Origin of the sequence: Winogradskyella sp. MIT101101 (assembly GCF_047126865.1) — a bacterium.
GTDB classification, from domain to species: domain Bacteria; phylum Bacteroidota; class Bacteroidia; order Flavobacteriales; family Flavobacteriaceae; genus Winogradskyella; species Winogradskyella ouciana.
Map to the genome: position 1 here is coordinate 3,278,887 of NZ_CP138982.1, position 12,722 is coordinate 3,291,608.

Sequence of the window (12,722 nt, forward strand, 5' to 3'; positions counted from 1 at the left end):
TTTAGATTCGTTTAGAATAAATATAATAGTCTCTATCAACTTTAAAGTCTTCACCTTTAATAGCTTTGGTTTTCCATTCCGAGCTTGGGAAAATCCATTCTGTTTTACCATCAATTTCAACTTCTATTGGCATATCGAAATCCTCAACAATATTCATATAACGAAATTTTAGTTCATCATTTTCAATTTTATACTCTAAAGTTGGGATGCGAACGTCTCGCAGATACTGGTTAAAAAACGCTGATAAATCTTTATTTGTCTTCTCGCTGATATAATCTTCGATTTGTTTTGTAGTCACGGTCTGATGATAAAAATCTCTATTCAAGCCTCGAAGAATGTCTCTCCATAAGTCGTCATCTTCAATCAATTGTCTTAAGGTGTGCAACATATTGGCACCTTTGTAATACATGTCGCTAGAGCCTTCTTTATTTACATTATAGTAACCAATCAGTGGTCTATCATTCTGAATATTGGCCCGTGTACCAATGACATAATCCGCAGACGCTTCTTTACCGTAATAGTAATCTAAAAACAGATTTTCTGAGTAAGCTGTAAATCCTTCGTGAATCCACATATCAGCAACATCCTTATTCGTAATGTTATTAGCAAACCACTCGTGGCCACCTTCGTGAATGATTATAAAATCGAACTTTAAGCCCCAACCTGTACGCGATAAATCACTACCTAAATATCCTTTTCTATATTTATTGCCGTAAGTGACTGAGCTTTGGTGCTCCATACCCAAATATGGTACTTCAACCAATTTAAAGCTATCCTCGTAAAATGGATATGGCCCAAACCAATGTTCAAATGCTTCCATCATTTTTGGTGCGTCCTTAAAGTGTTCTTTGGCTTTTTCGAGGTTATAGGAGAGTACCCAATAATCCATGTCCAATTCTCCTTTTTCACCTTCATAAACTTCTGAAAAGTTGACATAGTCGCCAATATTGATATTAACTCCATAATTGTTGATTGGGTTAGACACAAACCAGTGCGATTTCACCTTGTTACCTAAATCTTCGAGTTTGCGTAAGCGACCGTTGGAAACATTAGTCAATCCATTTGGAATGGTAACACTGATTAGCATACTATCCACTTCATCATACATATGATCTTTGTTAGGCCACCAGACACTCGCACCCAATCCTTGATTTGAGGTTGCAACGAAGTGTTTTCCGTTTTTATCTTTTTTCCATGAAAACCCTCCATCCCAAGGTGCGCGTTTGGCTTCACGTGGAATGCCTTCGTAATGCACCTCTAAGGTATTAATATCACCACTATTTTGATTTTTTTCAAGTTGAACGAAATGTGCATTACCCTCATGTTTTACTTCGAGTTCCTTTCCATCTTGAAGTACTTTCAGCATCTGCATTGGTTCTTGAAGATCAATTTGCATCACCTGATGCGGTTTTAAAACTTTGTATTGAATGGTGTTTTTGCCTGAAATGAATTTCTGATCGGGTTTTACTTCAACATCTAAGTGGTAATAGGTTAAATCCCACCATTCGCGCTCTGGAGTGATGCTTCCTCTAAGTGTATCTTGTCTAGTGAATTCGGTTTTATCTTGAAGAAGTTGTGCTTCTGAGATTGAAAATATGAATAGAAAAACTATAATTAAATAATGTTTCATGGTTTAATTGATCTTTAATTTTAAGTATTTCGAAAACATGATGCCTCCTACAAATAAGTTCAATCCAAGATATAACGAGCCAAAAATGATAAGGTTGTTATAGTTTTGATTGACGGCTTCAAATTCTGATAATTCGGAAATTAGAGCCAATACCATAAATAAATTTAAGAATATAAACACCGCTGAAATCAGTAATCCAGATAGTGGCTTTTTACTAATAACTTGATATAAAAGTATTACCAATAACCCAATGGCTATTGGGTTAAATGGATTGGCAGTAAGTGTCCAGTAGTAGATTACTGAAGCGATTAAAAATAATTCTGGTAAAATAGATTTGATTTTCATTTACTTTAGATTCCTGCCTGCGCAGGAATGACAATAGGATTATCTCATAATTTTATTGGGAAATACCACCACACTTTCATGGCCATCTTCGCCAACGGCTGCGACACCAAACAAGAAATTATCAATAACTATGCCCTCTAAAGTAAATTCCGTGACATCACCAACGTATCGACTATAGTCCCAAGTCGGAGAGGTAGTATCTCTCCAATAGATTTTGTAGCCAGTTGCACCATCAACTTTGTTCCATTTTAATTTTGCTGAAGGCTCTACGATACCTCCAATACCAACTTCACTTGGAGCAGGTGGAGCAGAGGCGAGGCTTGCCATAGTGATGGCATTGACCGCAGTTAATTTTTTACAATATGGAAAGTTAACATGCTCAAATGTATCACCGTAATTGATACCATCTTCAGTTCTAATATCTTGATGTTGTTGTGTATAGTTTTCATGGGCTTCCATAATTCTGATGCCTGCAAATCCAGCATCATTAAATGGTCTGTGATGGCCTCCGCGACCAAAACGGTCTAATCTGTAGACCATCATAGGGTTCATTTCTGGCATATAAGTTTCAGTGGTTTTGTGGACATATCTTGCCAATTGACGAGAAATGCCATCAACTTCACCACCATAAAAGCGTCTTCCTCGTGCTTGTCTTGCCAATCTTTCAGGATCCGTTTCGGCGGTTGTAATAGGTTCAGAGAAGATTCGAAACGTTCGGTTGTCAATGACTCCATCAACTCCTTCGATGTTTCCAATCATATCATTATTTAAAACACCAATAATATCCCAGTTGTTTTCTTGTGCATATCTTGCCATGCCCTGTCCACCAAATAAACCTTGTTCTTCACCAGATAGACCTAGGTAAACGATACTGCTTTCAAATTTATATTTTGATAATACTCTAGCTGCTTCAATGGCACCTGCCATACCTGTAGCATTATCGTTGGCACCTGGTGAATCTGACGTGAAATCTGTTGGGTCTGATACTCTCGAATCTATGTCACCACTCATAATAATGTAACGGTTTGGGTATTTTGTACCACGTTGAATGGCTACCACATTAACGACCATAACGTCTTTAACAATCCGTTGATTGGTGCCTTTCGCAACCAAATCTTTCTGAAAGAACACTTTTAGGCAATCGTTACAATCTTTAGAAATATTATCAAATTGTGATTTTATCCACCGACGAGCCGCACCAATACCTCTTGTATCTGAAAGTGTATCGCTGAGCGTGTGTCTAGTACCGAAATCCGCCAAGGTTTTTACATCGTTGCGTAACCGTTCTTCTGAAACGGCTTCAATGATATCGTAGATTTTTGGATCCGTTTGAGCAATCAGTAGAATAGAAAATGTTAAGAATATTATAGTAATTAAATTTTTCATTTGATTTTTTTGAGAATTAATTTATACTAAGTTTTATTGAACAAAGGTAACTTTAGAAATTAAACCATCATTAACTTCGTAGATAGCGATGGCGTAAAATGTTTGACCATTAATTATAACTTTTTCCTTATCTATGACTTTATTGCCAAGGACTATTCTGTTAACAATTTCAGCATTTAGATCTGGTGTTTGTTGAAAAAATAATCCATATTCTGTTTTTAGAGCCGATTGTCCTTCTAAAGTAACTGTTCCTGGTAGTTTGTACAGTTTTATATCCTCAGTATAAGTTTCAACAAAGCCTTTGATGTTTCTTTCATTGTATTTTTCCAATTGTTTATTCACAATAATTTCTGGGTTTGAGGATGTGTTTTTATTCCGAATGAAGGTCATGGATTTTATTTTTTCTCTTTCAACTTCATAAATTGTGGCTTGTCTAATCGTCATATTATTAATGGTCACTAATTCCTCATCAATAACAATATTGTCTAAAGCCATGCGATTTAGGACTTTTACATGTGCCTTCGCATAATTATTAAAGAAGTTCTTATAGTTTTCTTCAAGTGTATTTATGCCAGCGTACATTGGCTCGTTTGGAAATTGATTCACCTCGACGTTATAAGCAAAGGCATCAACAAATTCATCCAAATTCTTATTATTAAAGGGCTCTATATGTTTTTGTACAATGTCTTCAGCTTTTACCTCTGTAATTATTGTGTCTGTGTTTGGGTTTTCAGTGTTTATATTTTCAGGCAAGTTAGTTGCGGAATTATCAATAATGGTATCTGTTTCGGCTGCGATTAAGAGCTTTGTTGCTTGGTTATTAACCGCTAAACGTGAAATATTTGTAATTCCATAAGAAGACAAGTCAGCGACTTTTTTCCAATTATTGTCTTGTTTTAGTGTTAATTTATATAGTATTCCTTCCTTTCCTGTAATTATAGTTTTGTTATCTAACCAACAAATATCTTCTACACCCTCAATCGTATAAGCGATGAGTCTTGTTCTACCTGTTTGAGGATTTAGAGATCTTATCTGCCATTGTTTATCATTTTCCTTGTAAATAAAACTTACCAAATTAGAGTTGGGTATTTTATGAAATGAGCGTCCAACATTGGTAGCATATCTTTCACTTTTACCATTTGTTATATCAGTTACGTATAGGTTGAGTTTTTCATCTTCAATTACAGCAGAAACAATAGTATTCTCATTATACCAAGTATAATATGCAACTACTAGATCTTCAATAAGTTCAGTAGATTCACCATTGCCTAAATTATAGGAATACAAACGTTGTTTTCCGTCTGTATCTAATCTTACTGCAGAAACAGCGTTTTTATTAGGAATTTTTATTGGCGTATATTCCCCTCCTTCAGTTGAGTTAATGAAAATTTTTGCTTTATAGTTAATTTGGTATTGTGCAATATCGGTTTGTCCATTTCTGGTTGAGGCATATAATATTTTTTCATCATCGATAAACGATGGTTGATTATCATAACCTTTGTTGTTCGAAATATTTTTACCGTTTTTAACTTCAATTTTTTCACCATTGTTCTCAAGATCAAAGTAAAAAATTTCTGTTTCAGATTGTGAATGAACAATAGTAATTAGCGAGGTGCACAGGGTTAAAAATAAATATTTCATCAGATAGCAAGATTGATTGTTTAAATATAGTAATTATCTGAGTTAAAAAAACGAGGATAGGTTTAATTACTACAACAAAATTTATCATAATAATTTTAATGTTATATAGCTAAATATGCTATAAACACGCAGTCAGGCTATTATTACGCTTCATCGATAAAAATTACATAGCTATGGGTTTTAACGATTTATCGTACTTTTTACAGAAGCAATGTTGATACACAAAGAATATTCAGTTTGTTTGTATAGATGAATTGTAAAAACCTACTTATGAAAACTTCTACGCTTAAAATAGTATTTAGACTATTACTAGTTTCTATTATTTTTATTGGAGAGTCATTTGCGAATGATAGAGCTACATATGATAGTTCTTACTCAGCAAGTGAAAAGTCTTCATACTTTAATTCTCCCGACGACAATAGACGTAAGATTCGATTAGGTTTTACTGCACCAAGCACTATGCATAGACAGTTGCTTTTAACAGAGGATGAAAATGCTACTTCTGGTATAGATTGGGGATATGATGGTGAGTATTATGAAACAGAATATGATGACATGTATTGGTTAATTGAAGGTCAGTTATTTACCATTCAAGGTACAAATGTTGTAGATGAAACATCAAATTTTCCTCTAGGATTTCACACCAATGATGACGGTATGAATAGTATTGGTATTGATGCGCTAGAAAATATTTCTGGAGATTTCAACCTATATATATTTGATAAAGAGCTTGAAGTTTACCATAACTTAAGAGATAGTGATTATGAGTTTTATGCAGATGCAGGTGAATACTTTGATCGCTTTGAATTGGTTTTTAGAGTCCCTGTAGAATCTTCTCCTGATTTACCTAAAGATGAGAGTGAAATAACTGATTTTAATATTTATTACAACAGTGCCTCAAACATCTTAACGCTCAATAGTCCTTCTAATACCATATTAAAGGAATTGTTTATCTATAGTATTTCAGGCCAATTAATTTATAGCCAATCATTAGATGAAACCACATCTAAACAAGAAATTCGTTTTAATAATCAACCCGCTAAAGGCACTTATATTGTCTTAATTGAAACAGATCAAGGTACTGTTTCTGAAAAGACCATACTATATTAAGCTAGTAGTTTTTAAAATAAATAAAAAAAGCCAATTCAATTGAATTGGCTTTTTCATTTCTAACTTAAACTTAATTTAAAAGCAGTACTTATTTTCTGCTTTTACTCTTTCAGCAATCTCGTTTCTCAAGTCAACGATATCTGGGTAATTTTGATATTTTGTATAACGCTTTAAGCCCATAAGCATCATACGTTGCTCATCGCCTTCAGCGAAAGAAATAATACTTTCTTTACCTTTATCTTCAACGGTATTTACAGCGTTATATAAATACAATTTAGACATTGCAATTTGAACAGATTGCGCATCTTCACCAAAGCGCTTTGCGTTCTTCTCAGTTCTTAAAATTGCAGACTCTGCCATATAGATTTCAATTAATATATCTGCAGCAGCAATGAGTAATTGTTGGTGTTTTTCCATCTCTGGACCAAATTTCTGAACAGCAGCACCAGCTACCATTAAGAATACCTTTTTAAGTTTTGCTACCATTTCTTTTTCTTCAGAAAACAATTCTGAATAATCTGGTGTATCAAACGATGGAATGCCCATTAATTCTTCTTGTACTGCCTGAGCTGGTCCTAAAAGATCTACATGCCCTTTCATAGCTTTCTTCACCAACATACCAACAGAAAGCATTCTGTTGATTTCATTGGTTCCTTCATAGATACGAGCAATACGAGCATCTCTCCAAGCCGCTTCCATTGGAGTTTCTTCAGAGAATCCCATGCCACCAAAAATCTGAATACCTTCATCTGCACAATTTTGCACATCTTCAGAAACTGCTACCTTTAATATTGAGCACTCAATTGCATATTCCTCAACACCTTTTAGTTCTGCTTCTTGATGCGAGTTACCAGCAGCTTCTCTAATAGCTATACGATCTTCGATGTTCTTTGCAGCTCTATATGTTGCAGATTCACCAGCATAAGCATCAGCAGCCATTTTGGCTAATTTCATTTTTATCGCACCAAAATCCGCGATAGGAGTTTTAAATTGTCTACGTTCATTAGCATAGTTAACAGCAGTAGTAAGTATTCTTCGTTGAGAATCTAAACAGGCTGCCGCTAATTTTATACGACCGACGTTTAAGGCATTCATGGCTATTTTAAAGCCTTCGCCACGTCCTGCTAACATATTTTCAACTGGCACAACTGTGTCATTAAAGAATACTTGGCGCGTAGAACTCGCTCTAATACCTAATTTATGTTCCTCTTCTCCTAAAACAATACCATTCGGATTCTCTGGATCGTACTCAACAATAAATCCAGTAATGTTTTTATCATCTTCGATACGCGCAAAAACGATCATCAAACTACAGAAACCTGCGTTTGAAATCCACATTTTTTGCCCATTTATTTTATAGGCTTTTCCGTCCTCTGTTAACTCTGCTGTAGTTTTACCAGAATTAGCATCAGATCCTGCACCAGGTTCAGTTAAACAATACGCGCCAAACCATTCGCCAGTAGCTAATTTTGGAACATATTTTTGCTTTTGCTCTTCTGTACCATAAAGTGTAATTGGCATAGTGCCAATACCTGTATGAGCACCAAAAGCCGTACTGAAAGAACCTGTACCAGATGAAATGTAATCACATGTTAAACATGTAGAAACAAATCCCATGCCTAAACCTCCATAGGCTTCAGGAACTGCAACACCCAAAAATCCTAATTCACCGGCTTTACGCATCACTTCTTCAGTAAGCGCATAATCTTTAGCTTCAAATCTGTCTTTATGTGCAATAATTTCACGGTCATTAAATTCCATAACCGCTTCTTTCATCATTTTTTGCTCCTCAGAAAAATCTTCAGGAGTAAAAACGTCTTCACATTTTGTTTCTTTAACTAAGAATTGACCTCCACGAAGGATATCTTTTTCAATTGCTTCCATTTTATAAGTATTGTATTAAGTTCTTTTAATTTAAAAATTCAAATATCCCACAAGCACCTTGACCGGTACCAACACACATGGTTACTGCACCATATTTTCCTTTCATGTCGCGCTTTCGCATTTCATCAAAAAGTTGAACAGATAGTTTTGCTCCAGTACATCCTAGTGGGTGGCCCAAAGCTATTGCACCTCCGTTAACATTGATGATGTCTGGATTTAAATCTAATTCTCTGATTACAGCTAGAGATTGTGATGCAAAAGCTTCATTTAATTCAATCAGTTCTAAGTCCTCTTGTTTTAGGCCTGCTAATTTCAATGCTTTAGGAATTGCTTTTACTGGACCGATACCCATAATACGAGGCTCAACACCTGCAGCAGCATAATTTACAAGTCGTGCGATGGGTTCAATACCCAATTCTTTTACCATATCCTCACTCATCACCATAACAAAAGCTGCACCATCACTCATCTGTGATGAGTTACCTGCTGTTACACTACCTCCAGCAGCAAAAACTGCTCTTAATTTCGCTAGTGCTTCCTTACTAGTTCCTTTTCTAGGGCCTTCATCTTTGGTTACAGTATAAGATCTTGTTGCCTTTTTTCCATTGTCATCAATATATGTTTCATCGACAGTGATTGGTACAATTTGATCTTGAAAACGATCTTCCGCCTGTGCTTTTAAAGCTTTCATGTGTGAATTATAGGCAAACTCATCTTGGTCTTCACGAGATACATTGAATTGCTTAGCAACCGCTTCAGCTGTGTTTCCCATTCCCCAATAATATTCCTCATGTCCAGCTTTTACAGTATCATAGTTCAATTCTGGTTTAAAACCTGTCATTGGTACGGAACTCATACTTTCTGAACCACCTGCAATGATACAATCTGCCATTCCGGCTTGAATTTTTGCTGTGGCAATTCCAATCGTTTCAATTCCAGAGGAACAAAAACGATTAACCGTTACACCAGGTACGTCAACACTGTTTAATCCTATTAAGGAGATAAAACGTCCCATGTTTAATCCTTGCGAACCCTCTGGCATTGCATTACCAACAATAACATCGTCAATTCTTGAGACATCAAGATTTGGTAATTCTTTCATCATATGCTGAATGGTTTCAGCTCCAAGTTCGTCAGCTCTTTTAAATCGGAATACACCTTTTGGTGCCTTACCAACTGCTGTTCTGTATGCTTTTACTATATATGCTTGTTTCATAATTTTGATTTTTAGATAATTAGATTTTTAGACTTTTTAGATTTCTAACATTCTAGAAATCTAACCTTCTAAGAGGTCTAATTACGTAACGGTTTTCCTGTTTTTAACATGTGTTGGATTCTTTCTAAAGTTTTGCGTTCTGTACACAATGATAAAAATGCTTCACGCTCTAAATCCAATAAGTACTGTTCAGTGACTTCTGTTGGTTCAGATAAATCGCCACCTGCCATAACGTAAGCCAATTTATTGGCGATCTTTTGGTCGTGCTCACTGATGTAGTTGCTGTCTTCCATAGAATCCGTTCCTACTAAGAACATGCCTAAAGCTTGTTTGCCCAGTACTTTAATGTCTTTGCGTTTTACAGGTTGTGTGTAGCCTAAATCCGCTAAAAATTTAGCTTGTTGTTTTGCTACTGCAATTTGTCTGTCTTTATTTACAACAACAATGTCTTTACCTTTTTGAAGAATACCTAAATCAAAAGCTTCGTAAGCTGAAGTCGCTACTTTAGCCATTCCAATAGTTAAGAAATATTCTTGAAGCACATTAAGTTCTACATCCCCTTTTCTAAATGTATCTTGAGCTCTTAAGGCCATTTCTTTTGAACCTCCACCACCAGGAATAACACCAACTCCAAATTCAACGAGTCCAATGTAAGTTTCTGCTGCTGCCACTACTTTGTCTGCATGCATAGACAATTCACATCCACCGCCAAGTGCCATACCATGAGGTGCGGCTACCGTTGGAATAGCTGAGTAACGCATGCGCATCATGGTATCCTGGAAATATTTGATAGCCATGTTTAGCTCGTCATATTCTTGCTCGGCAGCCATCATAAAAATCATACCTATGTTGGCTCCAACAGAGAAATTTGCTGCTTGGTTACCAACAACTAATCCTGCAAAATCTTTTTCGGCTATGTCGATAGCTTTGTTTAATCCAGCAAGCACGTCTCCACCAATGGTGTTCATTTTAGATTGAAATTCTACATTAAGAATACCATCTCCTAAATCTTCAACTACAACGCCAGAGTTTTTAAAGACTTCATTAGACTTTCTAATATTATCAAGGATGATAAAACTATCTTGACCTGGGATTTTTTGTTGTGCTTTTGAAGGAATGTCGTATGCATAAGTCGCACCTTCCTTTACAGTATAGAAAGACTTGCTGCCAGATTCCAACATTTCATTGACCCAAGCGTTAGGTTCTAAACCTTCACTTTTCATCATGTCTATACCTGCTTCAACACCTATGGCATCCCAAATTTGAAAAGGACCGTGTTCCCATCCAAATCCAGCTTTCATAGCGTCATCTATTTTGTATAGATCATCAGTGATTTCTGGTATTCTATTAGATACATAAGCAAATAGCGCAGCGAAACTCTTTCTATAGAATTCACCAGCTTTATCTTTTCCTTTTACCAAAACCTCAAAACGATCAACAACCTTATCAATAGTTTTGGTCAATTCTAAAGTTGCAAATTTTGCGCGTTGCTTTTCTCTATACTCTAAGGTGTTAAGGTCTAAGGCTTTAATTTCCTTTCCTTCTTTTTTGTAGAATCCTTGTCCGGTTTTACTTCCTAACCATTTATTTTCTACCATGGTATTGATGAAATCGGGAAGTACGAATAATTGGTTACGTTCATCATCAGGACAGTTTTCTTTAATACCATTTGCCACATGAACCAAAGTGTCCAATCCAACAACATCAACCGTTCTGAAGGTTGCTGATTTTGGTCGACCTATAACTGGTCCAGTTAGTTTATCAACTTCTTCAACGGTAAGATCCATATCCTTTACAGTATGGAATAAGCTCATAATACTAAAGATCCCGATTCGGTTACCGATAAAAGCAGGAGTGTCTTTGGCAACTACAGAGGTTTTTCCAAGGAATTTCTCACCGTATTCATTTAAGAAATCTAAAACGTCTTGATCTGTTTTTGGTCCAGGAATTATCTCGAATAATTTTAAGTAACGTGCAGGATTAAAGAAGTGAGTGCCACAGAAATGCTTCTGAAAATCTTCGCTACGACCTTCACTCATAAACTTAATAGGAATACCAGATGTGTTTGATGTAATTAACGTTCCTGGTGTTCTATGCTTTTCTAGTTTTTCAAAAACCTGTTGTTTAATGTCTAAACGTTCAACAACGACTTCCATAATCCAATCAACATCAGCAACTTTAGCGATATCGTCTTCAAGATTACCTGTTGTAATTCTATTTTTGAAAGACGGATGATAGAGTGGAGCAGGCTTGGATTTAATGGAAGCGGTAAGTGCATCGTTTACTAAACGATTTCTTACTGCTTTGTCTTCTAAGGTTAAACCTTTTGCTTTCTCCTTTTCATTTAATTCTCTCGGAACAATGTCCAATAAAAGTACATCAACACCAATATTGGCAAAGTGGCAAGCAATGCCGCTTCCCATAATACCTGAACCAATAATAGCTATTTTATTTATTCTTCGTTTACTCATCTTATTTTATACTGTGTTCGTTTTGGTTGTAAATTTGTTTATTTGAAATCATGTTGTTGATGATTTCCGCTACCTTATAAAAACCTATCAGTTCATCTTCAGTGACATTTGCTCTAATAGTTTCATTAAAAGTCAACACCTTCTCTCTAGAATAAGCCCTTTTTTCCCTTCCGAATTCGGTTAAATGGATTAAAACCCCACGGCCATCTTCTGGATTTGGCTTTCTAATGATTAGACCTTTTTCCTCCATCATTTTTAATGTGCGAGATAAGCTAGTGGCTTCCATACCCATTTTAGGACCAAGAGATGTTGAAGGTGTACCATTTTCTGGGTCTATACTCAATAAAGCAAACCCGGTAGCCATTGTAGAGCCGAATTTTGCAGCTTCCTCGTTGTACATTTTGTTAACTGCTAACCATGTGGTTCTCAGTATGTAATCGATGGTTTTGTCTTTCATATAGTTTTAATGAATTCCAAAGATAATAAAAAATACTATGCGTGCATAATAAATTTATTTAAAATTGTTCCATAAAAAAAGCGTTTCGGTGAGAAACGCTTAAAATTTATTGGGTAAGGTGTATGGGCCTTAATTCACTTTTCCGTTTACAAGACCTATCACAGCACCCACAATTGCAGCCATAACGATTGATATGGCAATATCTGTAGCAAATGTTTGAAAGTCTGCACTCGTATCCATTGCCATATTAAAGAAGTTGGCTATTAGTCCCATAAAAAGGCCAATTATGGCACCTGCTTTTGCACCAGTAGCAAGCGTAGTGATTTGTGCCCATTTGTTATAAATATAAGACATAAAGAAACTAAAAGAGAAACACCCGAGTGTTATGTACAATAAAGCATTAGAGCCTTCCTCTGGTTGTGGAAAAATGTCGGCGAATATAATGCCATAGAATAGCCAGCCTAATAGCCAATCTACAACACCACCTACCAGTCCTGCAATTACAAAAGTTTTTGTTTTCATAATATTATATAATTTAGTTAGTATGTCTAAATATATAACAAAATGCCTAAAGTATTAATA

General features: G+C 35.7%; 10 protein-coding genes. 1 reads left to right on the forward strand and 9 read right to left on the reverse strand.

The window, feature by feature from the left end; all coding sequences use genetic code 11:
* Nucleotide 1 precedes the first annotated feature (1 nt).
* Genes SIB89_RS14710 through SIB89_RS14725 form a run of 4 tightly spaced genes read right to left on the reverse strand, consistent with a single transcriptional unit; the run spans nucleotide 2 to nucleotide 5,002 of the window.
* Nucleotides 2-1,630 (reverse strand): M1 family metallopeptidase, encoded by a 1,629-nt coding sequence (locus tag SIB89_RS14710; protein ID WP_412560374.1) that lies wholly within the window; start codon nucleotides 1,628-1,630, stop codon nucleotides 2-4.
* 3 nt (nucleotides 1,631-1,633) lie between these two features.
* Entirely contained in the window at nucleotides 1,634-1,975 is a 342-nt protein-coding gene (locus SIB89_RS14715; RefSeq protein ID WP_412560375.1) for a hypothetical protein, read from the reverse strand.
* A gap of 39 nt (nucleotides 1,976-2,014) precedes the next feature.
* Nucleotides 2,015-3,361 carry a M28 family metallopeptidase gene (locus SIB89_RS14720; protein ID WP_412560376.1) on the reverse strand — a complete coding sequence of 449 codons (1,347 nt, stop codon included), beginning with the start codon at nucleotides 3,359-3,361 and terminating at the stop codon, nucleotides 2,015-2,017.
* A 33-nt stretch (nucleotides 3,362-3,394) separates the two neighbouring features.
* Nucleotides 3,395-5,002, reverse strand: coding sequence for a nuclear transport factor 2 family protein (locus tag SIB89_RS14725; RefSeq protein ID WP_412560377.1), 1,608 nt, complete (start codon nucleotides 5,000-5,002; stop codon nucleotides 3,395-3,397).
* 270 nt (nucleotides 5,003-5,272) lie between these two features.
* On the opposite strand from SIB89_RS14725, the gene SIB89_RS14730 reads away from it, so the two are divergent.
* Nucleotides 5,273-6,112, forward strand: a complete 840-nt coding sequence (locus SIB89_RS14730) for a T9SS type A sorting domain-containing protein (RefSeq protein ID WP_412560378.1) — start codon at nucleotides 5,273-5,275, stop codon at nucleotides 6,110-6,112.
* 75 nt (nucleotides 6,113-6,187) lie between these two features.
* On the opposite strand, the gene SIB89_RS14735 is transcribed toward SIB89_RS14730, so the two are convergent.
* The 5 genes from SIB89_RS14735 to SIB89_RS14755 all read right to left on the reverse strand — a co-directional run bounded on the left by SIB89_RS14735 (nucleotide 6,188) and on the right by SIB89_RS14755 (nucleotide 12,662).
* The gene (locus SIB89_RS14735; protein WP_412560379.1) at nucleotides 6,188-7,996 is read right to left on the reverse strand and encodes an acyl-CoA dehydrogenase family protein; all 1,809 of its coding nucleotides are present in this window, start codon (nucleotides 7,994-7,996) and stop codon (nucleotides 6,188-6,190) included.
* A 25-nt stretch (nucleotides 7,997-8,021) separates the two neighbouring features.
* The gene (locus SIB89_RS14740; RefSeq protein WP_412560380.1) at nucleotides 8,022-9,212 is read right to left on the reverse strand and encodes an acetyl-CoA C-acyltransferase; all 1,191 of its coding nucleotides are present in this window, start codon (nucleotides 9,210-9,212) and stop codon (nucleotides 8,022-8,024) included.
* A 77-nt stretch (nucleotides 9,213-9,289) separates the two neighbouring features.
* On the reverse strand, nucleotides 9,290-11,683 hold the full coding sequence (locus SIB89_RS14745; protein ID WP_412560381.1) for a 3-hydroxyacyl-CoA dehydrogenase NAD-binding domain-containing protein: 2,394 nt from the start codon (nucleotides 11,681-11,683) through the stop codon (nucleotides 9,290-9,292).
* Nucleotide 11,684: 1 nt separating this feature from the next.
* Entirely contained in the window at nucleotides 11,685-12,140 is a 456-nt protein-coding gene (locus SIB89_RS14750; protein ID WP_273289336.1) for a MarR family winged helix-turn-helix transcriptional regulator, read from the reverse strand.
* A gap of 129 nt (nucleotides 12,141-12,269) precedes the next feature.
* On the reverse strand, nucleotides 12,270-12,662 hold the full coding sequence (locus SIB89_RS14755; RefSeq protein WP_412560382.1) for a hypothetical protein: 393 nt from the start codon (nucleotides 12,660-12,662) through the stop codon (nucleotides 12,270-12,272).
* Nucleotides 12,663-12,722 lie beyond the last annotated feature (60 nt).